The sequence below is a fragment of the Acidimicrobiales bacterium genome (genome assembly GCA_036270875.1).
Taxonomy (GTDB): domain Bacteria; phylum Actinomycetota; class Acidimicrobiia; order Acidimicrobiales; family AC-9; genus AC-9.
The window spans coordinates 1-26,259 of sequence record DATBBR010000031.1 but is presented as its reverse complement, the minus strand read 5'-3'; the positions used below and the strand labels follow the sequence as shown (position 1 = coordinate 26,259).

Here is a 26,259-nt window from a genome sequence, read left to right as displayed (position 1 = left end):
AGATACCGGCAGGCTGGTGGGGCCGCCCGAGGGCGGGGCGCACCCCTCAACTGGCTCTGGATCGTTCCTCCACGAGCATCTGCAGGGCGTTCAGAGAGCTGCGGAGGTTGCGACGCACCATTGGTGCGGCCAGTCGGTCGGCGAGGACGCCCAAGAGACCACCGGGAGCCGAGTAGCTGAGACGCAGGGTGACATCGGTGCATCCCGGGCGTCGCTGGCGAAGTCGCCAACGGCCTCGATGATCTACGCCGGTGACGTTCGTCCACGCCAGATCGCGCTCCTCGTCGAACTCGACCACCTCGACGAGGCCACCGACTTGAGCCGAACCGACCAGCATCCGCACGCGATAACGAGCACCCAACGCAAGTGGCTTTGCGCCGACCGGCTCCCACCGGGTCAGCCCGGCCATGAAGTCGATCAGCCGGTCAGGGTCGGTGACGACGGCCCAGACGAGCGAGGGCGGCGCGTTCACCTCGATCCCGGCTTGGACACGCATGTCCTGCGACCTCAGCCCAGCACCGGCAGCCGCCGGTCGGCGGCCAGCTCGTCGAGACAGTCCTGCATCCGGCGCGTGATGTCATCGGCGACGGTGTCACGGTCGGGCGCGGGGCCGTACTCGGACCGCAGACAGATCGGCTCGAGCGCCTGGATGGTGATCTTGGCCGGAAGGGGCAGGTGGGTGAAGAAGTCTCCTACGTTCAGGCCCCAAGGCAGCGCCAGGGAGATGGGCAGGACCTTGAGCCGGAAGAGACGGTCCAAGCGCAGGGCGCGGGCGAGACGCTCACCGCGGGACAGGAACAGCGCAGTCTCCTGACCCCCGATGGCGACCACCGGCACGATGGGCACGTCGTGGGTGAGGGCCAGATCGACGAAGCCCGTGCGACCTCCGAAGTCGACCTTGGCCGAGTCCCAACTCGGCCGGTGGACCTCGCGATCACCACCCGGATAGACGAGCAGCGCCGCGCCGGAGCGCAGCGCCTGCTCGGAGTTGGCGTGTGAGGCGGCGACGGCGCCGAACTTCGGCAACCAGGACAGGTGGGGCACGGCGAGCACCAGGTTGTGGGCCAGCTGGAAGAACGGTCGCTCGACGCCGAAGTACGAGACGAATGCGAGAGTGAACACGATGGTGTCCGGCGCCATGTTGCCGCCGGAATGGTTGCCAACGAGCAGCACCGGGCCCTCGTCCGGAATCCGGTCGAGGCCCCGCACCTCGGCCCGATGCCAGAGCGTGGCCACCAGCCACGCCCCGGGCAGCCACTCGCGAATAAAGTCGGGATCCCGTTGGTCGAGATCGGCTCTGGGCACCCGTGCCGCCACCGACGAGGCCAGCGAGGAGCCGGCCGACTCGATCAGACCTTGCCTCTTTTCCTGGGGCGTCACGAGTCGAGCACGCATTCCGTCATTGAGTCGCTACCGCCCCATCTGGTTGACAGGGCACCCCGATGGGGGAACGGTCTAGCACTTCCAGCCGCGTAGTATCTCTACCCCTCCGTGAACCTCTTCACACCGATTCGGGCGGTAGTCGAGTGCTGGGTGGGGCCGCAGGTCACTAGTATGGAGGTGTCAGTGAAGTGAGCATCCGTGGGGACGAAGTCGCGTGCCGAAGGTGAAGTTGGAAGTGGGACCGTTGAGCTGGAAGAGCCTGCCGGGGACGCTTCGTGTCGCGTCCCCACGCGGCCTTGTGATCACCCAGTCGAGGTGGCGAGATGCCGTCAGGGCAAGCTGAGATCCCCGAGGGCAACCGGCTCCTCGATTCCCTTCCGGCGACCGACAAGGCCGAGCTGGCCCCCCACCTCGAGCAGGTACGGCTGGAGCTGAAGGAGCTGCTCTGCGAGCCCGGCAAGCGCATCGACAGCGTCTACTTCCCGCTCACGGCGGTGGCGTCGCTGCTGAACCTGGTGGAGGGCACATCGGGCGTCGAGATCGCCACCGTGGGCAACGAGGGACTGGTCGGCCTCTCTGTCTCCTGGGGCATCGACACGGTCAACCCTCGCGAGTTCGTGCAGTGCCAGGTGCCCGGCGACGCCCTGGTGATGGACGAACCGACCTTCGCCACAAAAGTGGCTGCGGGGGGAGAGCTCACCTGGCTGGTCCATCGCTACACCCAGGCCTTCGTCAGCCAGATCGGGCAGCAGGTGGCCTGCAACGGCCTGCACTCGATCGAGGAGCGCTGCGCGCGCTGGATGTTGCTCACCCACGACCGGGTCGGGTCGAATGAGTTCCCCCTCACCCAGGAGTTCCTCGCCCAGATGCTCGGGGTCCGACGCCCATCCGTGACAGTGGTGGCCGGCATCCTCCAGCAAGCCGGCTTCATCCGGTTCCACCGGGGCCGCATCACCATCACCGATCGCCGCGGGCTCGAAAACGCTTCCTGCGAGTGCTACCGGGTGCTCAGAGAGGTGTTCGACCGGCTCGTGTGACCTGGCCACCCGGCCAGTGACCCTCAGATCGACGAGCGCCGGAGACGAATGTCACTCGGCGAGAAGCTCGGGCCCAGCTTCGTGCCATCCGAGAGTCGACGAAGCCAGTATTCGTCGGGCCGTGGCCCGACCGCGCCTGCGACGACGTCGGCCACCTCGAAGCCGCTCGCCCAATCCCCGTTGAACCGGTTCCGCACTTCGACCTCGGTGCCCGGAGGTAGGGGCCTGCCGCTGTTCTCGTCAGAGACGGTCATCACTGTCCTTCCTGTGCGTGTCGGAACTCCGAGCTCGACTGGCACGGTCGCGGGACACTCAGTCCGCCATCAGCCTGGTTCGGAGTTGGTCAACGGCCTTGAGACGTTGAGCGATCTCCTCCTCGTCCAGCTTGGGGCTCTTGCGGAAGACATCGGCCATCGCATCGAGTCGAACCATCTCTTGGAGGCGAAGAGCGGCGCGCACCTCCTCGGGCCGGCGTCGTAGCGCCCGATTGAAGGCCTCTCTGGTCTCTGATGCCCGCCCGTAGCCGACCGTCTTGGCTATGGCAGCGAACGACTGCCCTGCGTTGCGGAGCTCGAGAACCTGATCATCTCGACTGGATGTGTCGTTACCAATTTCTGCGTCCATCTCTGCCTCCCGGCGCCACTTGTCGTACCCGTCGGTCTGGGCACGGGCCCCGCTCGGCGCGGGTGGACCTCCAGCCCGCGGCGCTCGCCCGGGACGGCCGCACACCATCGCACCGGGGCTCGCCAGCGTTCGAACCCGAATGGCGCACGTCACCTCGTCGTCGATTGAGAAGAGGTGACAGGGCAGGAGACGAGCAGCTGCAGGGCACCCCTCCGAGGGGCCGACACTCACCCTATCACCAATGGCCCCCTGACTATCATCGGAGACCGGGGTCCTCGCGACCTCCAGGACTGGCCGGGCGAGGGTTCAGGCGGGACAACGATGGACAAGGCTCTCGGTACTCCCTACGAGGCATTCAGCACCGATCGCTCGTACCAGCTCGGAATCGATCACCTCGTCGCGTTCGCCAGTGTCCCTGCGGGCCAGAGGGTCGTCGACCTCGGAGCGGGGACGGGGGCGCTGTCGATCGCCATGCTCGAGCATTGCCCACCAGCGGAGCTCATCGTTGTCGACCCCGACGAGGCTGCGATCGCCACAGCGCGAAATGCACTGGGTGACCGGGCCCGCTATCTGCACACCACCGCGGAGGGACTCCACCGGCAACTGCCTCCCGCCTCCGTCGATCATGTCCTTGTCGCCAACGCCATCCATCTCTTCGACGATCTTGCCCTGGCGACGAGCAGCATCCTCACCGTGCTGCGGCCAGGCGGCACCTTCTCAGCCAGCACGGCCTTTCATCGCGATGCAAGCAGCGAGGAGGAGCACCGTCTGGCGAGAGCGACGCTGTTTCGGGCTCTACGCGAGCTGAGGTCGGCTCCGAAGCGAGCCGCGAACGAGAAGAGGATGTACAAGGACCGTGAGGAGCTGTCGGAAGACCGCCTGGTCGACACGCTGGCCCGGACGGGATTCGTCGATGTGATCACCGACAGCGTCGCCATACCGATCACGCCTCATTTTCTGGCCTCGTTCCTGCAGACCGACATCTTCGCCGAGGCGGTGCTCCCCGACTACGACCCCGAAGTGTCGTGTCCCGTGTTGGGACGAGCGGTCATGGAGGCCGCAGCGAGCGATCGGAGCGCCGGGCTCTACGAGCGCAAGTGGCTCTTCGTCAGGGCAGCCAAACCTCGTGGATGACGGCGCGGTCACCCGGACGAGTCAGATGGATCTCAGACTCGACCGTTGCCGCTCTCGACCGGAAGCAGTTGCGGAGCCCTGGCCGACCACCGGAGAGCGAGGCCCTCGCCTCGAAGGATACGGCGAAACCAGAGCGTGGAGACGGCGACGGCCGCTGCGATCACGAGCATCGTGACGCCAGTCTTCAGCAGCACGAAGTTGCCGAGGGACTGGCTGAGCAGGAACCACAGGCCGAGGGCGGCATTGACGACGAACACGAGGGTCCACAGCAGAGAGATCCGCAGGAAGAACCGCTGCACATAGGGCCGCTTGAAGAGTGCGGGATCGAGTGGGCAGAAGTCCTTGGCAAGCCGCTCGGCCAGCGGCTTCCCAGCCGGGACCGAGATGAGGAATGCGGCGGCCACGAGGAAGGTCCCGACGGTGGGCTGGAGGAAGTAGACGAACGCGCTGCCAGTGGCCAGCGCCGTAGCCGTGCGAAGGGTGAGCACGGCCGAGGCGATCAGCAGCATGCCCGGCAGATGGCGTCGCGTGAGCAGCCGCCTGGCGAGCGCCAGGTACGTCCAGGCCAGGGTGGCCAGCAGGGCGCCCCGCAGCCCGAGGGCAGTGAGGATCACGTAGAACAGCGCGGCGGGAGCGATCGTGCTCTCGAGCAGCTGGGGCAGCGCGTGGTGCACCATGGCTCGAGGAGCGGGAAGCTGGACTGTGGTGAGGGCCACTGGGCCCCTTTCTGTTGCCTGCTCCAGGAAGAACAGATCCCGGCGAGGATGGGTGATCGCTCCCACAGTTTGTTCCACCGAAGTAAGAGCGACCTTTGACGAACCTGAATGCAAGCTGGCAGCCCGTTGCTCGGATCCACCGCTCTCACCGTCGAGTGAACACCGTTTCGGGAGTCTCTCTCCGGCGAAATGACCCTATCGACCTCGTTGCTCCCCCTTTGGCCGAAAGGGATCTCTTCCCCCAAACCTACTCCTATCCGGAGCGGCTGTGAAGGGCTCCACGCAATCTGACAGGGCTCGGGTCGCGGGAGCTCGGATGCGAGGAAACTCGTCCTCGCCGGTCACGGCAGAACGTCAGGAACGTGCTCGTCGGGCACCTCTGGTGGTGGCGTTGTCGTGGCCGGCACGACGGCGCCATTGTGCGTCGGATTGAGGTCCCGGTTGATCACCGTGGCGACGTTCTCGATCGTGGTGATTCCGTAGGCCAGCGTCGGGTCGTTGTCAGTGAGCACGACGATCACGTAGTCGGCACCCCCACCAGTGAAGGCTCCGATGCTGTGGACTCGCCAGCCCCGTGTTGCCCGGGGAAGGTCACCGGTCTTCAGGTGCACGGTCACGCCGGCCGGAGCGCCGGCGGGAACACCCCAGTGCTGATCGGGCTGGACCTTGGTCATCAGGTCGAGCTCGTAGGCACGAGAGGGGGCATCCAGCACCGTGGTGCTCGAGGTCAACATGAGAAGGAGCTTCACCTCGTCGTCGGCCGTCTGGCGGGTGAGGCCCCAGTACGGACCCGGGCCGGGAATCGTCTCCGTCATGCCGACCAGGTTGAGAAACTGCTGGAAACGGGCCGCCCCGACCTCCGCCCACACGGCGCTGGTTGCGTTGTTGTCCGAATGCTCGAGCATGGCTGTGGCCAGTTGGTTCTCCTGACCGGTCAGGGTGCGATGCTGATCCATGGCCATCCGCAGCAGCGTGCCGACGATTGCGACCTTCACGGTGCTGGCCGCGTCGAAGTGCAGATGCGGGTTCACCGCGCAGGTAACGCCAGAGGTCCGGTCGTAGACGGCGATGCCCCATGTGCTCTGGCGACCGGCCAACGCCGGCCAAATGTCAGCCGACAGCTTCTGCGCGATGGGTGAGGCGCTCGGCGCGCTGCAGACAGGGAGGCACTTGGCGGTCGCCTGGGCAGAGTTGAAGTCATAGGTGATCTGGCCGTTCGAGAAGTTGCTTTGACGGGCGTTGGGAATGGCGAACTCGTCGCTCACTGGATAGCCCTGACAGCTCTTCTCCCAGCCCAGGCTGGCCCACTTGTCACGGATGGCCCCATGGACGGACCACGCCCCGGTAGAGGCCCTCCAGTAGATGGAGCCGTCGTTGGCGAAGTGGTTGAAACTGCCTATCCCGTCCGGCGTCGGGGTCTCGTCGGTCGTGGGGTGGCCGAGGAAGCCTCTCTCCCAGCCGAGGCTTGCCCACTTGCTCTGGATGGCCCCGTGGATGGACCACGCGCCGGTAGAGCGCGTCCAGTAGATCGAGGCGCCAAAGCGGTCGGCTGACGAGAAGTGGTTGAACCGGCCAACGCCGTCGGGAGTGCCGGTCTCGTCGGTAACCGGGTAGCGAAGGAAGCTCTGCTCCCAACCGAGTGACGCCCATTTGTCCTGGATGGCCCCGTGGATGGACCACGCCCCGGTGTTCGGCGTCCAGTAGATGGAGCCGTCGTTGGCGAAGTGGTTGAAGCGGCCGATGCCGTCAGGCGTCGGGGTCTCATTGGTTGTGGGGTAGCCCAGGAACCCCCCGGGTCCACCCAGGGCCAGGTACTTGGCCAGGATGGCGCCACACACCTGGTGACTCCCAGTCCCTGGCGATGGGTAGGTGATGCAGTTCGAGGTGGAGGAGGCAGACACAACGGCCGACGCACGACCTGGCCCGAGTATGGCCCACCCACCGGGAGACAGTGCTACCGCAGCGACGGCCAGACTGGACAAGAAGCGTCGAGTATGTCGACGGCCTACCTGGGTTCGCGCGCACCACTGGCGCGCCAACGCGCCACCCACAAGAACCCCCCCTGCTGCCTATCCGTCTATCCCGCCCGCTTTCTTGGCGCTCGATCCAACCGTACACGTCGGCGGCTGTCCATGACTGCTCGAGCCGGTGGAGCGCCGTTGACGATAACTTCGAGCTAGGGACGCTTTCGATCGATATCGACCGGGGCCGCGACAGAAATCGAGATTCATATGAGCAACGACGACGATCTCGAGTCGTTCGGCCGGCGGGCGCGCGAGCTGTTCGGGATCCGGCTCCCTGTGCTGCTCGGCCCCATGGCGGGAGGACCGTCGACGCCGGAACTGGTGGCTGCTGTCAGCAACGCCGGCGGTCTTGGTTGCCTGGGTGGCGGCTACCTAGGTCCCGAGCGATTACGCCACGACATCCGGGCGGTGCGGGGAAGCACCGACCAGCCATTTGCCGTCAACCTCTTCGCTCCTGAGGAGGTGACGGCCGATGACGATTCCATCAAACGGGCCAGAGAGGTCCTCGCCCCCTATCGACGTGAGCTCGGACTCGAGGGGGATGCGGCCCCGACGCGTTACGCCGAGGACTTCTCCGAACAGCTGGACGTCGTAGTGGATGAGAGCGTTCCGATCTTCAGCGTCACCTTCGGGCTCCTCCCCGCCGGCGCCCTGCGGGCCCTGCACGAAGTCGGGACCCTCGTAGGCGGAACCGCGACCACAGTGGCCGAGGCGCGCGCTCTCCAAGAGAGTGGTGTGGACTTCATCTGCGCCCAGGGTGCCGAGGCCGGAGGACACCGGGGGAGCTTTCTCTCCGCGTCCGGAGACAACCTCGTGGGACTGGTCGCCCTGGTGCCCCAGGTATGCGACGCGGTCGAGGTTCCTGTCGTCGCGGCCGGGGGAATCGGAGATGGACGCGGCGTCGCCGCTGCCCTGATGCTCGGCGCGTGTGCGGCTCAGCTGGGCACTGCGTATCTGCTCTGCCCCGAGGCCGGCACCAGCCAGCCCTACCGCGACGCCATCCGCCACGCCGGCGCGGACGAGACCGTTATCACCTCTGCCTTCTCGGGCCGCCGGGCCCGGGGAATCGTCAACCGACTGGCCCAGGAGCTCGCTGGTCGCAACGACCTGCCCGGGTACCCGGTGCTCAACGCCCTGACCCGAGACGTGCGACAACGCGCCGTCGAGCTCGATCGAGCCGAGTTCTTGTCGCTGTGGGCCGGCCAGGCAGTAGGCCTGGCGCGCGAGCTTCCGGCCGGCCGCCTTACTGCCGTCCTCGAGGAAGAGTCACGACAGGCCATCGCCCGGCGACCTGCAGTGGGCAGTTCGAGCCTCAGCTGGAGGGCTGGTAGCTGAGCCGGACTCGGCTAGCCGCGGAGGCTGGCGACGACCTTCGCCATCTCATCCAAGAAGGACGCAGTGCCCCCTCGGGCCTGCTCGTACTGCTCGTCAGTGAGGTGGCCCCCGCTCTGGCGCAAGACGAGCTCAGTCTGCTCGCCCTTCTCGACGAGCGTGTAGGTCATCAGCTCGTACACCTCCTCGACCGCGGGCTGGTCGATGATCGCCACGACGAGCCGCTCCGGCTCGTCGATCTCCACGAAGCGCCCAGCCCACGGCATCTCGTTGCCCTGGTAATGCATGGTCGCCCGCCACTCGCCGCCCGGGCGCAGGTCCCATTGGTGGACGTCGACAATGAACTCGGCGCCAAACCACCGTGCGAAGAGCTCGGACTCGGTGATGGCCCGCCAGACGAGTGGCCGAGGAGCGTCGTAGGTGCGAGTCAGGGTGTAGCCGCGATCGGGGTCGGGCTCGGAGGGGGGTCCGGACACGGATGCTCCTTGATCAGATCGGGGCCACCAGATCAGCGGCGGACCCCTGACGATCGCACGGATCAGGCAGCCAGTCAACCCGGTGGTTGATAAACTGGAGGGTTGATCATGGCTCTCACCGACGAGGAGCTGGACCTCACCTTTGCTGCGCTGGCTGACGGCACTCGGCGGGCGATCGTGGCTCGACTCTCCGTGGGGGAGGCCACCGTCAATGAGCTGGCCGAGCCCTTCTCGATCAGCCTCCAGGCCGTGTCGAAGCATCTGAAGGTGCTCGAGAGGGCGGGCCTCATCACCCGGAGCCGAGATGCGCAATGGCGTCGCTGCCGGCTGGAGCTGCCGCCTCTCGAGAGCGCGTCGGCCTGGATCGACGAGCACCGCCGGGCGTGGGAACGCCGCCTCGACGTTCTCGGTGACGTCGTCGAGGGCCTGAAGCGCAGTACCCCATAGTGCGCATGCGCCGCCCGCCCAAAGGCCTCGAGGCGAAATCCGTCCGAGCTGCGCCGCTAGGAATGCAGCGCGGTGACGGCGAAATACGAGTTGAAGGGGCAAATTTAGGCAGATGGGGAAAAACTGTCGTATGCGACGTCGTGTTCGAAGTGCTGTCTCGGTGTGCGCAACGATCGCCGTCGGCCTGATGACCGCTGCCGGCGCCTCGCCGGCGCGCGCTTCGGCAGGGAACACGTCAGCTCCCCCCTTCAGTGCCCACGGCAGCGCAGAGCAGGTCTACGTCACAGGGCTCGCGCCCAGCGCGCAGATGTCGCTCCTGACGTCCAGCGGAAAGACTCTGCGCACCCAGCAGGCCGACTCTCTGGGCGGACTGCTGTTCCGCAACGTGCCACCCGGCAGCGGCTACCGGGTGCGCCTGTACCCAGCCGGAGCCGAGTCCGGTCCACTGACGGTGCAGTCCAATCGTCCGGCGCCGTGGAACCCGGGTGTCTACAACCAGTCGATCCCGGACAGCGGCTACACCTACCTCACCACCCGCGACGGCACCCAGCTGTCGATCGATGTGCACCCGCCGACCAGCCCTGCGGGCGAGCCGGGGCTACCGGCCGGCGTCCCCGTTCCGAACGGCCCGGATTATGCCCCGCCGTACCCCACGCTCATCGAGTACTCGGGCTATGGATACGCCGATCCCGCCGGTCCGGTCAACGGCATCGCCGTTCTCGCCAACCTGATGGGCTTCGCGGTCGTCGACGTGAACATGCGCGGGACGGGTTGCTCAGGTGGCGCGTACGACTTCTTCGAGCCGCTGCAGAACCTGGACGGATACGACGTGATCGAGACGATCGCGCACCAGCCGTGGGTCCTCGGCCACAAGGTCGGCATGATGGGTATCTCCTACGGCGCCATCAGCCAGTTGTTCACCGCCCAGCTGAATCCGCCGGATCTCGAGGCGATCTCACCGCTGTCGACGATCGATGCGACGGCAACGACGCTCTATCCGGGCGGCATCCTCAACACCGGCTTTGCGGTCGCCTGGGCGGAAGAGCGGCAGCACGACGCCCTTCCGGCAGGCCCCGACGGGGGTCAGAGCTGGGCCTACCAGCGAGTCCAGCAAGGCGATCAAACCTGCAAGCAGAATCAGGTCCTCCACGGAGAAGCCACCGACCTGCTGGCGAAGATCCGCGCCAACGCCAACTACATTCCGCAAGTGGCAGACCCGCTCGACCCGATCACCTTCGTCAACAAGATCACAGTGCCCACGTTCATGGCCTGCCAGTGGGAGGACGAGCAGACGGGCGGGCACTGCCCTGATCTCGTATCGCACTTCACCGGCACCAATCAGAAGTGGTTCACATTCACCAACGGCGCCCACGTCGACTCGCTCGACCCGGACACCTATAACCGCTGGTACGACTTCCTCGAGCTCTTCGTCGCCCACAAGCCGCCACTCGTGAACCAAGCGGCCACCCGAGTCGCCGCCCCTGTCATCTACCAGTCGGCGATGGGCATCAACAACCCGGTCCTACTGCCGCTGGACCCGATCCAGACGATCCCCACCTACCCAGCGGCTCTGGCCGCCTTCGAGAAGATTCCGGAGGTGCGGGTGCTCTTCGACAACGGCGCCGGCAATTCGCCGACCGCCAGCATGACGCCAGGCGACCCCTACCCGGGGTTCGAGCAGTCGTTCCCGTCGCTCCCGGTCCCTGGCACAACCGCCCGCCAGTGGTACCTCGAACCCGGCAACACGCTGGGGGACGTGCCGCCCACGAGCGATGGCGTCAACTCATACACGTCGAACGCCAAGGCCCTCCCGCTGAATGACTACTCGGGCAACACCGCCACCGGAGGCCTATGGGCCAACGCCTCGGCCTGGCAGTGGAACTGGCAGCAGGATCCGCCTGGCACCGCCGTCTCGAAGGTCTCTGCGCCGCTGACGACGGACACAACCGTCATCGGCGCGGGGGCGGTCCATCTCTGGGTCCGCTCCTCGACACCCGACGTCGACCTCCAGGCGACCGTCAGCGAGGTCCGCCCCGATGGCAACGAGAGCTTCGTGCAGAATGGCTGGGTGCGGGGCAGCGAGCGCAAGCTCGACTACAGCCCGAACAACCTGCTCAAGCAGCAGAGCACCCTGCTGGAGCCGGTGCTCAGCATGACAGCGGCCGATGCGCGGCCGATGCCGCAGGGACAGTTCGTCGAGGTCGTGATCCCGCTCTACTACGAGGGGCACGTGTACCGTGCGGGCTCGCGAATCCGAGTGACGATCGCCGCCCCAAACGGCACCCAGCCCATATGGTCCTTCGGCCAGACCGAGCCGTCGGGGACGGCGACGGTCTCGATCGCCTTCTCCAAGACCATGCCGTCGAGCCTCATCCTCCCGGTCGTCCCGGGCGTGAACGTGCCGACCGGCCTGCCGCCCTGCCCGAGCCTTCGCAACGAGCCGTGCCGGCCCTACAAGGCGTAGGGCACCGATAGAGCCCGGGCCAAGTCGTTCTCCGAGACCTTGCCGGGATCGGACACGATCGTCCAAAATGCTGTCGTGTCAGCCGAGGAGATCGACGCCTACCTCGATTCGCTAGAAGAGCCGAAGCGGACGACACTGTCGCAGTTGCGCCAGGCGATCCTCCGGGTCCTTCCGGAAGCAGAGCAGGGCATCTCCTATGGCCTGCCCGCCTTCAAGGTCAACGGGAAGACGGTCGCCGGCTTCGCCGCCTTCAAGAACCACCTCAGCTACCTGCCGCACAGCGGGTCGGTCTTTCCCGAGTTGTCGGAGGAGCTGGCTGGCTACTCCATGTCATCGGGCGCGCTGCGATTCGAGATCGAAACTCCGATCCCGCAGGCATTGGTGGAGAAGCTGTTAGCCGTGCGGCTTCGGCAAGCGTTCTCGGAGTAACGGCTACCTCGACGTCGATCGGTGACCTTGTCCGCTGAGACTTCCGGAAGATGTCCGGTTGCGCCAGCCGGCTCCGACAGTATCGGTGAGAGGCGCCGACCGGAGCCGACAGGAAAGGGATATTTCGATGAGGTACATGATCTTGACCTTCGGATCCCAGGAGGATTACGACGGGATGGCCGGCAAGCCATCGGCCAAGCCCGGCTGGACGGGGCAGGACTTCGCCGCGTTGGGCGAGTTCATGCAGACGTTCAATCAACAGCTCGCCGAGTCCGGCGAGCTCGTCGAGACGCGGGGGCTGAGCGCCCCGGTTCATACCCGCCGGGTCCAGCTTCGTGACGGGGTGCCGGTCGTGACTGACGGTCCGTACGCCGAAGCCGAGGAGGTGCTTGCCGGCTACTGGATCGTCGAGTGCGACAGCTTCGACCGGGCCACCGAGATCGCCGCCCGCCTGTCAGAGTGCCCGGGACCAGACCATGTTCGGACCCGTGCCTTCGCCGATGTCCGCCCGATCGATGAGCACCAACCCGACTTCGAGGGATGACGCATCTGTGCTCGCCGCCCAGACCGAGGACCTGTTGCGCCGGCTGGCGCCACAGGTCCTCGGCGCGGTCGTGCGCCGCTACGGCAACTTCGACCTCGCCGAGGACGCCACCCAGGAGGCGCTGGTAGCGGCCACCGCGCAGTGGCCACGCGACGGTATGCCGGACAACCCCAAGGGTTGGCTGATCACGATCGCGGCGCGCCGGTTGACCGATCTGCTGCGTTCCGACCAGGCGCGCCGTCGACGCGAGGACACCGTCGCCCAATGGGCCAATCCGAAGCCACAGGTCTCGCTGCCGGGCGAGACGAACCCGGCCGATCTCGACGACACGCTGATCCTGCTCTTCATGTGCTGCCACCAATCGCTCTCGGTGGCGTCACAGATCGCGCTGACACTCCGGGCGGTGGGCGGTCTCAGCACCGCCGAAATCGCCCGCGCCCTCCTCGTCCCCGAGGGAGCCGTGACCCGACGCATCACTCGGGCGAAACGATCGATCAAGGACAGCGGGATCCCCTTCGCCCCGCCATCGGCCACCGAGCGGGCCGGCCGCCTCGATGCGGTGCTGCGAGTGCTCTACCTGATCTTCAACGAAGGTTACGCGAGCACCACCGGGCCGGAGCTGCAGCGCGCCGAGGTGGCCTCGGAGGCGATCCGCCTGGCCCGAACGGTCCACATGGCCCTACCCCAAGACAGCGAAGTCACCGGCCTCCTGGCACTGCTCTTATTGACCCACGCGCGCCACCGCGCCCGAACCGGGCCTGACGGCTCCCTGATCCCGATGTCGGAGCAGGACCGCACCCTGTGGGACCCCGAGGCCATCGCCGAGGGCGTCTCTCTCATCACGGACGCACTCCCCCGTGGACCCACAGGCCCGTACCAGGTCCAGGCGGCCATCGCCGCCGTCCACGACGAAGCGCCGAGCTCGGAGCTGACGGACTGGCCGCAGATCGTGGCGCTCTATGAGGTGCTACTCGGCATCGACCGCAATCCGGTCGTGGCGCTGAACCACGCCGTGGCCGTTGCCATGGTCCGAGGTCCGCAAGCCGGCCTCGACCTCCTCGCCGATCTAGAAAGCGACACGCGAGTCAACGACGATCGCCGCTTCCATGCGGTACGAGGCCACCTGCTCGAGATGGTCGGGGATCGACAGGCAGCACGCGAGACGTACGAGGCGGCAGCGCGGCGGGCGACCAACCTCCGACAGCAACGGTACCTGCACGCCCGAGCAGCTCATCTCGTCGACCCTTTATCGACTGGGGACTAGGTTCTTCAGCGCCTCGGCAGTCGCAATATCGGCGGGGAAGGCCAACTCGATGGAGAGCTCTGAAGTCGTAACTTCAACTGCAGTCCCGAATGTGGCGACCGTGGCGAACAACGAGAGCTCGGCGCCGTCAGGATGACGCAGCTGGATCAATGGCGTGAGGATGTGCCCCGCCGCGGCCACTGCAGCGGGATCGCGCCCATAGTCGGGGGCGGGGTAGCCCGACACCTCGTCCAGTAGGGCGGCGAGATCCGCGTCCCCCGTGATGGCAACCTGGCGCTCGAGACGCCCGATGAAGTATGCCCGTACCTCGCCAAGGTTGACGATCCAGCGGGCCAGTCCCAGCGGATGCAGGCCGACCCGCATCACGTTCACAGGGGCATCGAGCAGCGACGGGTCAACCCACTCGCCGAGCGTCATCATCACGGAGTTCGCCGCCACCAGGTTCCAGCCTCGGTCGACGACCACAGCAGGATAAGGCTCATGCCCACTGAGGATCAGATCGAGAGCTTCCCGCACCGGTGCCAGCTCCTCGTCCCGAAGCGAGCGTTCAGGAAACGCCGGAGCATGACCGGCAGCCAGCAGCAGCTCGTTACGCTCCCGGAACGGGATCTCGAGCTGGTCGGTGATCCGCAGCAACATCTCGCGACCCGGCTTCGATCGACCCGTCTCGACGAAGCTCAAATGGCGAGCAGAAATACCCGCATTGAGCGCCAGATCGAGCTGAGTCAGCCGCCGCTGCTCGCGCCACGTGCGCAGCAACGACCCGACCCCGGCATCGGAGCTCACGGCTGCCATCTCGAGCGGACTCTACCCGGGCCGAGTCAACCACTCCATTACCTCGAGGTAATCGACAACCCGATCCTCAAAGGGGACGATCTGGACGGTGCACTCCGCGAGGACAAATGAAGAGTGCCGGCTGGGGGTCGGGTGAGTCACCGGTTCGACATCGTCATCGTGGGGGCCCGTTGCGCCGGTGCCCCGCTGGCTGTCCTCCTGGCCCGAGCCGGGCTGCAGGTGTGCTTGCTCGACCGGTCACGGTTCCCGAGCGACACCCCCTCGACCCATGGCATCCAGCCGGCAGGTGTCCGAGTGCTCGACGACCTGGGCGTCGGAGCGCGGCTGCGTCGGATTACCCCGGCGATAGACGATGCCCTAGTCGCGCTCGGCCGGTCGCGGATGGAGTATCGGGGCATCACGGCGCTGCTCGGGTCGCCCATGCTGAATGTCCGTCGGAGAATCCTGGACGCGGTGCTGGTGGAGGCCGCCGCCGACGCGGGCGCCACCGTCATGACCGAGACAACGGTGGAGGACCTCGTCTGGGAGGGCGGTCGCGTCGTCGGCGTTCAAACCTCACAAGGCGCTCTCGGAGCAGCGCTAGTGGTGGGAGCCGACGGAATGAATTCCACCGTCGCTCGGCTGGCCGGAGCGGAGGTCTACGATCGGACCGAGCCCGGCCGGCTGTTCACGTGGGCCTACTTCGAGGGCGTCGCCGGCACGGCGGTCGCCGACACCGGCATGCTGGCGCTGGGCAAGATCGGCGACAACGCCTTTCTGGCCAGCCCCACCGATGACGGGCTGTACCTGACGGCGGTGGTCCCCTCGCTGTCCCGCAAGGACGAATTCATGGCAGACCTGGACGGCGCCTATACCTCGGCGGTGAGGACCTGGCCCGAGCTCGATGCACTGATGGGCGCCGCCCGACGTGTCGGCCCCATCCGGGTCATGTCCCGCTGGCACGGCTACTTCCGGCGCTCCGCCGGCCCCGGATGGGTGCTGGTGGGCGACGCAGGACACTTCAAGGACCCAACGCCCGGCCAGGGCATTGCCGACGCCCTCCGCCAGGTGGCCCGCCTCGCGCCCACGATCGAGCAGGCACTCGGCGGAGCCAACACCGATCAACTCCTACACCAATGGTGGCGGTGGCGCGATCAAGACGCCTGGGAGATGTATTGGTTCGCCCACGACATGGGCTCCCCCGGCTCAACCAGACCCCTCGTGGCCCAGGTCCAGGCGCGAATCGCCAGCAGCGACGGATTGACCGAGGACCTCATCCGTGTTCTCAACCACGACCTACCACCCTCAGAGCTCGCGAAACCCGCGCTGGTGCTGCCCGCCCTCCTCGCCGGCTTCAAGGGCGAACGCGGCCAGCGGCTTTCCATCCTGAGGGAGGCGGCCGAGCTTGTCCGCACGGACCGCCGCCGGCGCCACCGCTTCGCCCACCGCCTGTCTGCTTAGAAGCGCCAGCGTGTCGCGACCGTCGGTGGACGGTTCGGGCTACTGTCAGCTGTCGAGGAGGCGCGCTCACGACCGCTGCGGGAGGGGCTACTCCTCCAGGACGAGCTGTGGCGCCGAAATTCGGCCGAAAAGCATCCGCTCGGCCGATGCAGGTCAACGGAGCCGTCCGTAGCCTGGAGCTACCAATGGCAGATCGATACATCTCGGGCTGGCGACAGCTCCTGGGAGGGCTCAGGCGAACGCCGGGCATCGACGTGGTCCTGGCCTCGGCCGCCTTCGCCGGACTACTGGTAGATCCTGTCGTAGACCACGGGTTCTCCGTCCTCACGCCGGCGGCCGTCGTCCTCGCGCTGTTGGCTGCGCTGCCGCTGTTGGCCCGCCGTCAGTTCCCCCTTGGCGTGCTGATAGTCGTGGTGCCGCTCCTGTTGGCATGCCTGGCCGTGTTCCACCCGAATCGTGCCGCAGTCGGCGTGATCATGTTGCTGGTCTTCACGGTGGGCTTGGAGGGTGATCGCTCTCGGTCCTTGGCGGTGGCCGCCCTGATGACGGTCGTGGTGACGGTGGCCGTCGTGCTCACCGCCCGCAGAGGAACTGTCGCTGACGTCGTGGCTTTCGCCGCGCTCGTGCTCGGTGCCCTGTTCGCCGGTGAGGCCCTACGCGCCCGGCAAGCGCTCGAGCGGGCCGTCGCCGATCAGGGCTCACGGGAGCGGGAGGCCGCCGCCCAACACCGCTTCGACGAGCAACGACTGGGCTGGGCCCACGAGCTCCACGACATCATCGGGCACACGCTCGTGGCCATCAACGTGCGCGCCTCGGCCGCCGCGCATCTCGACCGCCGTAGGGGCGGGTCGGAGGTAACGACCGCGCTGGACGACATAGCCTCCGCGTCGGCTGGGGCGCTGGCCGAGCTGAGATCCACGCTGAAAGACCTTCGTACCGCCCAAGCGGGGCCCGCCCCGCTCCATCCCGTGCAGGAGCTGGCCGATCTCAACGAGCTGGTGGCAAGCCTTGGGCGCGGAGGTTTGGCCGTCGAGCTCGACATCGGCGAGATGCCGGAGTCGCTACGGGCCGCGGTGAGCCACGCCGGGTATCGCATCGTCCAAGAAGGGCTCACCAACGTCCTGCGTCACTCGAGCGCCGAACAGGCGTGCGTTCAGATCGGCGTGGAGGGTGGCGCCCTGGTCGTCGAGGTCAGAGACGACGGGCGAAGACAGGCGGACACTTCGCACGCGGGCGGGCACGGGCTGCAGGGCATGAAAGAGAGGGCGGCTGCGCTCGGTGGCACCTGTGAGGCGGGACCAGTGAATGGTGCCGGTTGGCGGGTCCGAGCCCGGATTCCTGTCGGCGATCGAGGTTCGTGATGGGGACGATCAAGGTGCTGGTGGTCGATGACCATTCGCTGGTGCGAGCCGGGTTCCGCTCGATCCTGAGCAGCGAAGAAGACATCGACGTCGTCGGCGACGCCAAAGATGGCAGAGAGGCGGTCGAGGTGGCCGTCCAGGAGGTTCCCGACGTGGTGTTGATGGACATTCGCATGCCAGGGATGGACGGCCTCGAAGCGACACGGCTGATCACCGCCCACCCGAGGCTGCCGATCACCAAGGTTGTCGTGCTCACGACGTTCGATCTCGACGAGTACGTGTTCGGGGCCTTGCGGGCGGGGGCGAGCGGGTTTCTCCTCAAGGGGGTCGAGCCACCTGCGCTCATCGCCGCGGTCAGGACCGTCGCCGGCGGTGACGCCCTGCTGGATCCAGGCGCCACCCGCAGACTGGTCGAGGCGTACGTCAGAGACGACAAGGCGGCGACGCCTGCGCGATTTGCACTTCCGTCGACGCTGACGACGCGGGAGCTCGAGATACTGCGTTTCATCGCGGGGGGTCTGACCAATACCGAGATCGCTGCGAAGCTGTTCATCAGCCCGTTGACCTGCAAATCGCATGTGTCGCGTATCCTCACCAAGCTCGACGCCCGGGACCGCACGCAGCTCGTGGTACTGGCCTATGAGAGCGGTTTGGTCGTCCCCGGCCAAGCCCAGGGTCCGCTCGGAGTACCTCCCGAGGACTAGGCGACGCCTGCGAAACCGTCCGGGCGGCCGATGATCCGCTGAGCACCTATCCGTACGGTCATCGTGAGGTCCCCGACTGGCGGGGATCAGTCATGGAGACTCCGATGCGTTCGCTTGCTCGTTGGTGCGTCGGGCACCGCCTTGCTGTGGTCGGCGCCTGGCTCGCACTCGTGATCGTCACGCTCTTTGCCGTGTCCGGCACGGGCAGCCATTACGCCACCGGCACGCAGCTGTCAGGGACGCCGAGCGCCGCCGCCGCCAGCCTGTTGCACCAGGCGGCACCCAGCCAGGCGGGTGACAGCGAACAGATCGTCTTCCAGGCGAAGTCGGGGAGCGTAACGAATCCGGCAGTGCAATCGAGCGTTCAGAGCATGCTCGGCCAGGTTGGCCAGCTTCCCAATGTGGCGAGCGTGACCTCCCCCTACAGTGCCGCCGGAGCGAGCCAGATCAGCGCCAACCGCAACATCGCCTTCGCCACGGTCAACTTCAGCAAGGACGCCAACCAGATTCCCAAGGCAGAGGCGACCAACCTGGTGAACCTGGCCAGGGCACCGAACTCACCTACCCTTCAAGTTGACGTCGTCGGCAAGGTGGCCGCTTCCACCAACCCCTCGTCCTCCTCGAACACGATCCTCGGCGTGGTTGCCGCCCTGATCGTCCTGCTGCTCGTCTTCAGGAAGCTGTCCGTCGCGCTCCTGCCGTTGGTCAGCACGGGCATCGCCCTCTTCAGCGCCCTGTCGATCGTCGGGGTACTGTCCAACGCCCTCTCCATGGCCAACTTCACCACGCAGCTGTGCACACTGATCGGGCTCGGAGTCGGGATCGACTACTCCTTGTTCATCCTGACCCGCACCCGCACTGGCCTCCGCCGTGGCCTGACTGTGGAGCAGGCGGTTACCACCGCAGCGGCTACTGCAGGGCGAGCCGTGCTCTTCGCCGGCATCACCGTTTGCATCGCCCTGCTGGCGATGGTCACGGTCGGCGTCAGCGTGCTCTCGGGCACCGCGATCGCAGCCTCGATCGCAGTGCTGTTCCCGATGACTGCCGCCCTCACGCTGCTCCCGGCATTCATCGGGCTGCTGGGCGAGCGCACCCTGACGCGCGGTCAGCGGGCCGCACTGGCCACAGGCGAGACGGACTTTCCCGAGGCGTCGAGACGGTGGGCAGCCTGGGCGGGCAAGGTACAGGCTCACCGCGTGGGCTTCGCGATTGCCGCCTTGGGCATCCTCCTCGCCCTCGGCGCGCCGTTCTTGTCGATGCGACAGGGAACCGCCGACTACAACGTCGACCCGACGAGCACCACGACTACCACGTACCGGGCATACCAGCTCATCACGACGGGGTTCGGGCCCGGCTTCACCGGACCGCTACAGCTTGTGGCGCCCATCACCAGCCCTGCCGACCAGGCGGCGTTCGCGACCGTGTACGACTCCGCCGTCCACACACCCGGAGTGGTCACGGGCGTCAGCCCGCACTACTTCCCCGCAGGCCCGGGTCATCCCGCCGTGGGGGTCGCCGAGGTCTTCCCGACGGGCAGCCCCCAGTCCGCCTCCACATCCAATCTGATCACCCAGATGCGGGGCTCGGTCATCCCGACCGCCCTGCACGGCCAGCACCTGCAGGTCCTCGTCGGCGGCCAGACCGCCTTGGCCGACGACTTCGCCAACCAGCTGTCGTCGAAGCTGCCGATATTCGTCGGCGGGATCGTCGTCTTGTCGTTCCTCCTGCTCATGGTCGTCTTCCGAAGCCTCTTGATCCCAGCCACGGCCGCGATCATGAACCTGCTCTCGGCAGGAGCCGCCTTCGGGGTGGTGGTGGCGGTCTTCCAATGGGGATGGCTCTCCAGCCTGGTCGGGGTCACACACACCGGACCCATCACCCCCCTCGTGCCCATCCTCATGTTCGCCGTCCTGTTCGGCCTCTCGACGGACTACGAGGTGTTCCTGGTGAGCAGGATCCACGAGGAATGGCTCAAGCGGCGTGACAACTCGGCTGCGGTCAACCTCGGTCAGGCCATCACGGGACGGACCATCACCGCAGCCGCCGCCATCATGACCGTCGTGTTCGCCTCGTTCATCTTCACCACCGACCGCACCATAAAGATGATCGGGCTCGGCATGGCCGCCGCCATCATCGTCGACGCCCTCATCATCCGCACCGTGCTCGTCCCGGCGGCCATGCACACCCTCGGCAAGGCCAATTGGAAGCTCCCGGCCGCCCTCGACCGCCGACTGCCCCGACTCAAGCTCGAGGACGACGACGGGGCAGCCGCACCGGGCGAGGAGCGGACGCCGAGCGAGCCCAGCCTGGTGTGAACGGGCAAAGGATCGGGGCCGGGTGCGAGGTACTCGCACCCGGCCCCGTCCTCGGGCTCGCCGAGGTCTCCCTGAGCCGGTCGGCACCTGACCAGGACTTGACACGACCCTGCCCTCGTGATCCAATCTGCTATTGCAAATCTGCGATAGGGAGGCGGTGTGGAGCAGCCGAGCGCCAAATTGACCACATCGCCCACCCTCGCCGATCAGGCCTACGTACTGCTTCGACGGCAGATCGCCGAGGGCGAGTTGAGCGCCGGACAGCGGGTGACCGAACGGGGACTGGCCACGCAGCTCGGCGTGAGCCCCACCCCTGTGCGCGAGGCGATTCGCCGACTCGAGCATGAGCGGCTGCTGGAACGGCTCGACGGACGCTCCCTGACCGTGGCCCAGCCCTCGGTGCATCGGCTCTACGAGCTCAACCTGATCGAGGCTGCGCTGTCGGGCGTGGCCGCCAGGCTCGCCGCCGAATCTGCGACGGACCGAGAGCTGGCGGCAATCCGAGATGTACACGAACGGGCATCTCGATCCCTTCCGTCAGCCCAAACGGTGGAGGACGGCATCGAGGTCCTGCGGTTGGCGCGGCAGACGCACCAACTTGTGTACGAGGCGTCCCACAACCCACAGCTGATCGACATGATCGCCACCGCCGGGGCGTTCGATTGGCGCATTCGGGTGGAGTCCGTGCGGCGCCTCGGCGCAACGTATCCATCGAAGGCGGGCCTCGCCCACCACTCGTCGATCGTCGCTGCGCTCGAAGCTCGCGACAGCTCGCTCGCCGAGTCGCTCATGCGCGATCACGTCGCCAGTGCCGCCCACCAGCACCTGGACGTCGTCGCCGAGGACGAGTTTCTGGAGGGATCGCAGTAGTCGGATAGAGGCCATTGTTTGTCCGCTCTTGCTATAGCAAATCCGCTGTGGTGACGGAAGGAAGATGTGTGAAACGCATGCGTCCAGGCGCTCACGGGCACCGTAGAGCCGGAACTCGGGTCCTGGCCCTCTCTCTCACACTGGGCCTGGCAGCCACCGCCTGCGCGACGGGAGTGAGCTCCAGTCCTCAGCCCGGTCAGGCGAGCTCGGCACCCGTGCCGATCGACAAGCTTGTCGCGACGTCACACCAAGAGCATGGGCTCATCATCTACGGCAACGCACCGGCCCAATACTTTCAGCCGGTCGTCAAGGCATTCGAGCAGAAGTATCCCTGGATCTCAGTCCAGGACAACGATCTTTCAGACTTTCAAGTCTTTTCGAAGTACGAGTCCGAGCACGCGCAAGGGTCGACAAGCGCCGATCTGTTGATCGCCAGTGGGATCGGGCCGTGGCTCGAGGCCGAGAAGCTGGGAAATCTCCAGCACGTGACGCCAAGCGGCCTTTCGAACTTCCCTGCGTTCACCAATCAAGGGAATGGTCTATTCGTCATGTCCCCAGAGCCGGTGCTCTCGGCCTACAACGAGAAGCTTCTCTCCCCGCCTCAGGTGCCGCAAACCTACGGCGCCCTGGCGCAAGCCGTTCAACAGAACCCCTCGATGTACAAGCTCGCCACCTACAGCATCAACAACTCGCTTGGCTATTCAGCTGCCTATGGGCTCCTGCACATCCTGGGCGAATCGACATTCTGGCGGGAGTTCACGATTCTTGGATCCAACTCCAAGACCTTCAACGACGGCCTGAGTGGCCTCAGCTACCTGCTGCAAGGGGGGGCATCCATCGGCTACATGACGTCCGGGCTGACCCAAGGTGTGTTGCCGCACTATCAAGGTCTGGCTAACTACGAGTTCATGAAGGATGCAACGCCGCTGGTGCCCAGGGGCATCGCCGTGGCACAGGGTGCCCGCAACCCGGCGTCGGCCCAGCTCCTCTTGGATTTCCTGTTCTCTGATGCCGGTCAGCAGGCACTGTGTGGAGCCGGTTTCGAGGCATCAGAGACTGGCTTCACCCCCACCAATGGGTGCACAGCCAGCCTCACTGAGCTCTATCGCAGCGTCCCTCAGGCCCAGACGTACCTGGTGCCGTACAGCAACAACGTCCTGGCCCAGCAGAAGTCGATCACCGACCACTGGAACCAGGTCTTTCATACGGGCCCGTAGCACCGGCGCCTCGGAGCCACGGCAATGACCACCACCTCGATCCCGCACGGCATTCCTCGCCGGTTCCAACGGCGAAGGTTCGTCCCTACAAGTGCGTCGCAGGCGATCGTCTGGGGCCTGACAGTCGTTCTCGTCATCGGTCCGCTCGTCCCGTTGATCTACACGTCGTTCCGGAGCCAGGCCTTCTACCTCCCAGGAGGCAGCTGGTCGGTCCAGCCCTATCGCACCCTCTTCGACGACCCCGCCTATTGGCGAGCCGTCGAGAACACCCTCCTCTTCGCCGTCATCACGACCACCCTGGCAGTGGGACTGGGGACGATCTTCGCCGTCCTCATCAACCGAACGAACATGCCCGGCGGCAGATGGCTGCGATGGCTGCTGATCGCCCCTATCGTAATCCCGCCGCTCGGTTTGATTGTCGGGTGGACCTCGATCTACGGGACATCGGGTTACCTCACACAGCTCGTGCATCGGAGTCTCGGTCTCCCGGCATGGAATCTCTCGTCGATCCTCGGCATGGCCGTCCTCGGATCTGTCGTGACGATCCCGATCACCTTCCTGACCTGCCAGGTGTCGCTACAAGGCTCTGACACCACCCTCGAAAACGCCGCCGTGAGCTCGGGGGCATCACCGGGAGCCGTGCTTCGTCGGATCACGATCCCGCTGCTTCGTCCCGCGATCCTGAACTCGAGCATCCTGGTCTTCGCCCTGTCCCTCGAGATCCTCGGCATCCCCCTCTTTCTGGGCACACCGGCAAACATCAACCTGTACGCCAGCTACCTCTACAACGGGTGGGGGAACAGCACGACGCCAGACCCTCCCTTCGTCAGCGCCGGCGCGATCCTGCTTCTCATCGTCGTCACCATTCTCCTGATCGCCCGCACCCGCCTGCTCGGCTCAGAGCAACGATTCATCGTGCCTGCTAGTCGCGGGCCGGCGAAGGTGCCTCCCCTGGACGTCGGACGATGGCGTCTCGGTTGGTTGGCCTTCACTGGCGCATTCGTGGCCTTCGCGAGCCTCGTTCCTCTCGTCGGTCTCGTTCTGATGTCGAGCGTGAAGGAGTTGACCATCCTGGTGGCACCATGGCACCTGTGGACGAGCGGCAACTGGCACCAGATCATCACCAACCACGGCTTTCGCAATGCCATCATCAACAGCATCATCATCGCCACGATCGGAAGTCTGCTCACGGTGATGTTCGTGGCGATCGCCACCCTGATCGCCCACCGCTCCCGTTTCAGGCTCCGCCACACACTGCCGGCCATCTTGGTCTACCCCAGGGCGATACCGGGAATCGTCCTCGGCATCGGCTTCTTCTGGTCCTATCTGTTGGTCAACGTTCCGGGCTCCTTCCTCCGCAACAGCATCTGGGGAGAGATGCTGGCGCTGAGCATCCGCAACATCACCATCGCCTATGTCGTCCTCTACCCGAGCCTCGCCAAGATAACAAGAGAGTTCGACGACGCATCAACCGCATCGGGCGCAACCTGGTGGACCACGGGACGACGGATCACCTTGCCGATAGTCAGACCAGCCATGCTCACCGCGTTGGTCTTGATGTTCATCACCCTGCTCAGTGACTACGACCCATTGGTGTTCCTTCAGAAGCCCGGTACCGAAGTCATGGGAGTGACCATGCTCCAGGCCTGGCAAAAGGGAGAGCCGGGACAGGTGGCCGCCATGGCGGTGATCCAGCTGGCGATCGTGGGCCTGGTCATCATCGGCGCGACGCGGCTTGTGAGGCGGGTGAGCCGTGCCTGATATCCGCCTGCGAGACGTGGTCAAGACGTACGACGACCACCTCGTGCTCGACAAGATCAGCCTGGATGTAGGCGACAAGGAGTTCGTTACCCTGCTGGGCCCGAGCGGTTGCGGCAAGACGACGACGTTGATGGCGATCGCTGGCTTCCAGCATCCGGATGCAGGCCTCATATCCTGTGGCGACGAGGTCTTCTTCGAGGGCTCGAGTCGTAGAGTCAAGGCGCCCGAGCGGCGCAACTTGGGCATCGTCTTCCAGTCGTATGCGCTGTGGCCACACATGACGGTCGCCGGCAACGTCGGATTTCCTCTCGCGGTGAGGAGGTTCAAGAAGCCCGCAGTGGCCCGGCGAGTTGCCGAGGTTCTCGAGCTGGTGGAGCTGGCCGAGGTTGGCCAGCAGTACCCGCACCAGCTCTCTGGAGGTCAACAACAACGAGTCGCGCTCGCCCGGGCTCTCTCGAGCTCTCCTTTGGTCCTGCTCCTCGACGAGCCGTTCTCCAATCTCGACGCCAAGCTTCGGGAGCGGTCCCGCAAGTGGTTGAGAGAGTTGCAGCGAGAGATCGGTATCACCACTGTGTTCGTGACCCACGACCAACACGAGGCACTCGGGCTAAGCGATCGCGTCATGATCATGGACCGCGGTGTCATCCAGCAGAGCGGGACTCCGGAGGAGGTCTACCTGCGCCCGGTGAACAGGACGGTTGCCGGCTTTGTCGGACGATGCAATTTTCTCGACGCTGAGATCGTCGACACCGGTGCCGCCGGTGGTGCGATAGTGAGGATCAATGGAACGCCACTGGTCGTTCGGGCGCACTGCGCACGGACCCTGTCGAGCGGCTCGGACGTCGTTATCGCCGTGAGACCGGAGGCGATTCAGGTCAGCTCGGCTGACTCTGCGTCGAACGACGCCGGCAACCAGTGTCGTGGCGATGTTCGCAGCGGCGCCTTTCTCGGCGACCACTTCGAGTACGAGATGGCCATCGGCAAGATAGGCGTGATGGTGCAGACCAACGTCCCTGTGACGTCCGCTGCGGTGTTGATCAGCCTCCCCGACGACGCGAGCACGGTGATCGAATGACTCGCGAGCGGATCAGGATCCTCTTCCCCTCCGGGATGCTGGGATCCGGGCTGTCAGCCGGAGGGGTAGAGCGAGGCATCCACCTCGGCGCTGACGCCATCGCGATTGATGGCGGATCAACTGACTCGGGCCCATATTACCTCGGTGCGGCCATCGCAAAGACAGCCAGGCACGCCGTAGCCGATGACCTGAGGATCCTCCTCGTCGCCTCCCAGAGGGCCGGTATTCCGCTGATCGTGGGCTCGTGCGGGACCAACGGCACCGACCGCGGGGTCGACTGGGTAGCAGAGATGGTCGAAGACATTGCACACACGGAGCGCCTGGCTTTCACCCTCGGGTGTATCTACAGCGAACAGTCGGCAACCACCCTGGCCGAGGCACTCAAGGAGGACCGGATCGTCGAGCTCGCTCCACCGAAGAGACTGACGGCGGACATCTTGAGCTCCTGCGAGCACATCGTGGGAGTCATGGGGCATGAGCCGATCGCGGCGGCGCTCGCAGAGGGATCGAATGTCGTTCTCGCCGGCCGTGCCACCGACACCGCAATGGTGGCAGCGTTCGCCATTCTCCATGGTCTGCCCCCCGGTCCAACGTGGCACGCAGCGAAGACTGTCGAATGCGGTGCACAGTGCACCACGGATCCGCTATCTGGACCGGTCCTGGTCGAGATCGACCGCAACGGGTTCAACGTTGAATCCGCCGATCCGGGTACGACTTGCACGCCGACCTCCGTAGCCGCACACATGCTCTACGAGAACGCTGATCCGTTCCAGATGAGGGAGCCGTCGGGAACTCTGATCACCAGCAGCGCCTCGTACACCGCAATAGACGAGCGACGAGTCCGGGT

Annotated in this window: 25 protein-coding genes; 17 read left to right on the top strand and 8 right to left on the bottom strand. The window is 65.9% G+C overall.

The window, feature by feature from the left end; all coding sequences use genetic code 11:
• Positions 1-46: 46 nt before the first annotated feature.
• Positions 47-496, bottom strand: coding sequence for an SRPBCC family protein (locus VH112_03040; GenBank protein ID HEX4539195.1), 450 nt, complete (start codon positions 494-496; stop codon positions 47-49).
• Between the two features lie 11 nt (positions 497-507).
• Positions 508-1,395 carry a lysophospholipid acyltransferase family protein gene (locus VH112_03035; protein HEX4539194.1) on the bottom strand — a complete coding sequence of 296 codons (888 nt, stop codon included), beginning with the start codon at positions 1,393-1,395 and terminating at the stop codon, positions 508-510.
• Positions 1,396-1,706: 311 nt separating this feature from the next.
• On the opposite strand from VH112_03035, the gene VH112_03030 reads away from it, so the two are divergent.
• Positions 1,707-2,420 (top strand): Crp/Fnr family transcriptional regulator, encoded by a 714-nt coding sequence (locus VH112_03030; GenBank protein ID HEX4539193.1) that lies wholly within the window; start codon positions 1,707-1,709, stop codon positions 2,418-2,420.
• 23 nt (positions 2,421-2,443) lie between these two features.
• On the opposite strand, the gene VH112_03025 is transcribed toward VH112_03030, so the two are convergent.
• Both VH112_03025 and VH112_03020 read right to left on the bottom strand, forming a co-directional pair.
• On the bottom strand, positions 2,444-2,674 hold the full coding sequence (locus VH112_03025; GenBank protein HEX4539192.1) for a hypothetical protein: 231 nt from the start codon (positions 2,672-2,674) through the stop codon (positions 2,444-2,446).
• A 58-nt stretch (positions 2,675-2,732) separates the two neighbouring features.
• Positions 2,733-3,044, bottom strand: a complete 312-nt coding sequence (locus VH112_03020; GenBank protein ID HEX4539191.1) for a hypothetical protein — start codon at positions 3,042-3,044, stop codon at positions 2,733-2,735.
• Between the two features lie 321 nt (positions 3,045-3,365).
• On the opposite strand from VH112_03020, the gene VH112_03015 reads away from it, so the two are divergent.
• Positions 3,366-4,178, top strand: coding sequence for a methyltransferase (locus VH112_03015; protein HEX4539190.1), 813 nt, complete (start codon positions 3,366-3,368; stop codon positions 4,176-4,178).
• A gap of 32 nt (positions 4,179-4,210) precedes the next feature.
• On the opposite strand, the gene VH112_03010 is transcribed toward VH112_03015, so the two are convergent.
• Both VH112_03010 and VH112_03005 read right to left on the bottom strand, forming a co-directional pair.
• On the bottom strand, positions 4,211-4,972 hold the full coding sequence (locus VH112_03010) for a VC0807 family protein (GenBank protein ID HEX4539189.1): 762 nt from the start codon (positions 4,970-4,972) through the stop codon (positions 4,211-4,213).
• Positions 4,973-5,235: 263 nt separating this feature from the next.
• Positions 5,236-6,732 carry a serine hydrolase gene (locus VH112_03005; protein HEX4539188.1) on the bottom strand — a complete coding sequence of 499 codons (1,497 nt, stop codon included), beginning with the start codon at positions 6,730-6,732 and terminating at the stop codon, positions 5,236-5,238.
• Between the two features lie 393 nt (positions 6,733-7,125).
• On the opposite strand from VH112_03005, the gene VH112_03000 reads away from it, so the two are divergent.
• Entirely contained in the window at positions 7,126-8,253 is a 1,128-nt protein-coding gene (locus VH112_03000; protein ID HEX4539187.1) for a nitronate monooxygenase, read from the top strand.
• 11 nt (positions 8,254-8,264) lie between these two features.
• Here the strand turns inward: VH112_03000 and VH112_02995 are convergent, their stop codons facing one another.
• On the bottom strand, positions 8,265-8,726 hold the full coding sequence (locus VH112_02995) for an SRPBCC domain-containing protein (protein HEX4539186.1): 462 nt from the start codon (positions 8,724-8,726) through the stop codon (positions 8,265-8,267).
• 108 nt (positions 8,727-8,834) lie between these two features.
• Here VH112_02995 and VH112_02990 point away from each other — a divergent pair, with 108 nt between their 5' ends.
• The 5 genes from VH112_02990 (at position 8,835) to VH112_02970 (ending at position 13,874) form a co-directional block, all read left to right on the top strand.
• On the top strand, positions 8,835-9,173 hold the full coding sequence (locus VH112_02990) for a metalloregulator ArsR/SmtB family transcription factor (GenBank protein HEX4539185.1): 339 nt from the start codon (positions 8,835-8,837) through the stop codon (positions 9,171-9,173).
• A 160-nt stretch (positions 9,174-9,333) separates the two neighbouring features.
• A complete protein-coding gene (locus tag VH112_02985) occupies positions 9,334-11,637 on the top strand; it encodes a CocE/NonD family hydrolase (protein ID HEX4539184.1) in 2,304 nt (767 codons plus the stop codon).
• Positions 11,638-11,712: 75 nt separating this feature from the next.
• Complete coding sequence (locus VH112_02980; protein HEX4539183.1) at positions 11,713-12,066, top strand: DUF1801 domain-containing protein; 354 nt, start codon at positions 11,713-11,715, stop codon at positions 12,064-12,066.
• A gap of 127 nt (positions 12,067-12,193) precedes the next feature.
• Positions 12,194-12,610, top strand: coding sequence for a YciI family protein (locus VH112_02975; protein HEX4539182.1), 417 nt, complete (start codon positions 12,194-12,196; stop codon positions 12,608-12,610).
• A gap of 7 nt (positions 12,611-12,617) precedes the next feature.
• Entirely contained in the window at positions 12,618-13,874 is a 1,257-nt protein-coding gene (locus VH112_02970) for a sigma-70 family RNA polymerase sigma factor (protein HEX4539181.1), read from the top strand.
• Here VH112_02970 and VH112_02965 read toward each other — a convergent pair.
• The gene (locus tag VH112_02965; protein ID HEX4539180.1) at positions 13,857-14,669 is read right to left on the bottom strand and encodes a helix-turn-helix transcriptional regulator; all 813 of its coding nucleotides are present in this window, start codon (positions 14,667-14,669) and stop codon (positions 13,857-13,859) included. The genes VH112_02970 and VH112_02965 overlap by 18 nt on opposite strands.
• A gap of 132 nt (positions 14,670-14,801) precedes the next feature.
• On the opposite strand from VH112_02965, the gene VH112_02960 reads away from it, so the two are divergent.
• The 9 genes from VH112_02960 to VH112_02920 all read left to right on the top strand — a co-directional run.
• The gene (locus tag VH112_02960; GenBank protein HEX4539179.1) at positions 14,802-16,109 is read left to right on the top strand and encodes an NAD(P)/FAD-dependent oxidoreductase; all 1,308 of its coding nucleotides are present in this window, start codon (positions 14,802-14,804) and stop codon (positions 16,107-16,109) included.
• Between the two features lie 185 nt (positions 16,110-16,294).
• Positions 16,295-17,470, top strand: a complete 1,176-nt coding sequence (locus VH112_02955; protein HEX4539178.1) for a sensor histidine kinase — start codon at positions 16,295-16,297, stop codon at positions 17,468-17,470.
• A complete protein-coding gene (locus VH112_02950; protein ID HEX4539177.1) occupies positions 17,470-18,174 on the top strand; it encodes a response regulator transcription factor in 705 nt (234 codons plus the stop codon). Before VH112_02955 ends, VH112_02950 begins: the two co-directional genes overlap by 1 nt.
• Positions 18,175-18,266: 92 nt before the next feature.
• Positions 18,267-20,489 carry an MMPL family transporter gene (locus VH112_02945; GenBank protein ID HEX4539176.1) on the top strand — a complete coding sequence of 741 codons (2,223 nt, stop codon included), beginning with the start codon at positions 18,267-18,269 and terminating at the stop codon, positions 20,487-20,489.
• Positions 20,490-20,648: 159 nt separating this feature from the next.
• Positions 20,649-21,359, top strand: coding sequence for a GntR family transcriptional regulator (locus VH112_02940; protein ID HEX4539175.1), 711 nt, complete (start codon positions 20,649-20,651; stop codon positions 21,357-21,359).
• Between the two features lie 215 nt (positions 21,360-21,574).
• Positions 21,575-22,576, top strand: coding sequence for an extracellular solute-binding protein (locus VH112_02935; protein HEX4539174.1), 1,002 nt, complete (start codon positions 21,575-21,577; stop codon positions 22,574-22,576).
• Positions 22,577-22,600: 24 nt separating this feature from the next.
• Positions 22,601-24,337, top strand: coding sequence for an iron ABC transporter permease (locus VH112_02930; GenBank protein ID HEX4539173.1), 1,737 nt, complete (start codon positions 22,601-22,603; stop codon positions 24,335-24,337).
• A 43-nt stretch (positions 24,338-24,380) separates the two neighbouring features.
• A complete protein-coding gene (locus VH112_02925; protein ID HEX4539172.1) occupies positions 24,381-25,412 on the top strand; it encodes an ABC transporter ATP-binding protein in 1,032 nt (343 codons plus the stop codon).
• The coding region (locus tag VH112_02920) for an acyclic terpene utilization AtuA family protein (protein ID HEX4539171.1) at positions 25,409-26,259 on the top strand (851 nt) is incomplete at its 3' end. The genes VH112_02925 and VH112_02920, both read left to right, overlap by 4 nt.

Excerpts from the sequence above, each read along its gene's own strand:
- VH112_02945 (HEX4539176.1), top strand. The coding sequence starts at position 18,267 with ATGGAGACTCCGATGCGTTCGCTTGCTCGTTGGTGCGTCGGGCACCGC.
- VH112_02990 (HEX4539185.1), top strand. The coding sequence starts at position 8,835 with ATGGCTCTCACCGACGAGGAGCTGGACCTCACCTTTGCTGCGCTGGCT.
- VH112_03030 (HEX4539193.1), top strand. The coding sequence starts at position 1,707 with ATGCCGTCAGGGCAAGCTGAGATCCCCGAGGGCAACCGGCTCCTCGAT.
- VH112_02975 (HEX4539182.1), top strand. The coding sequence starts at position 12,194 with ATGAGGTACATGATCTTGACCTTCGGATCCCAGGAGGATTACGACGGG.
- VH112_03035 (HEX4539194.1), bottom strand. The coding sequence starts at position 1,395 with ATGCGTGCTCGACTCGTGACGCCCCAGGAAAAGAGGCAAGGTCTGATC.
- VH112_02955 (HEX4539178.1), top strand. The coding sequence starts at position 16,295 with ATGGCAGATCGATACATCTCGGGCTGGCGACAGCTCCTGGGAGGGCTC.
- VH112_02965 (HEX4539180.1), bottom strand. The coding sequence starts at position 14,669 with ATGGCAGCCGTGAGCTCCGATGCCGGGGTCGGGTCGTTGCTGCGCACG.
- VH112_03000 (HEX4539187.1), top strand. The coding sequence starts at position 7,126 with ATGAGCAACGACGACGATCTCGAGTCGTTCGGCCGGCGGGCGCGCGAG.
- VH112_03015 (HEX4539190.1), top strand. The coding sequence starts at position 3,366 with ATGGACAAGGCTCTCGGTACTCCCTACGAGGCATTCAGCACCGATCGC.
- VH112_03040 (HEX4539195.1), bottom strand. The coding sequence starts at position 496 with ATGCGTGTCCAAGCCGGGATCGAGGTGAACGCGCCGCCCTCGCTCGTC.
- VH112_03020 (HEX4539191.1), bottom strand. The coding sequence starts at position 3,044 with ATGGACGCAGAAATTGGTAACGACACATCCAGTCGAGATGATCAGGTT.
- VH112_02930 (HEX4539173.1), top strand. The coding sequence starts at position 22,601 with ATGACCACCACCTCGATCCCGCACGGCATTCCTCGCCGGTTCCAACGG.
- VH112_03025 (HEX4539192.1), bottom strand. The coding sequence starts at position 2,674 with ATGACCGTCTCTGACGAGAACAGCGGCAGGCCCCTACCTCCGGGCACC.
- VH112_02950 (HEX4539177.1), top strand. The coding sequence starts at position 17,470 with ATGGGGACGATCAAGGTGCTGGTGGTCGATGACCATTCGCTGGTGCGA.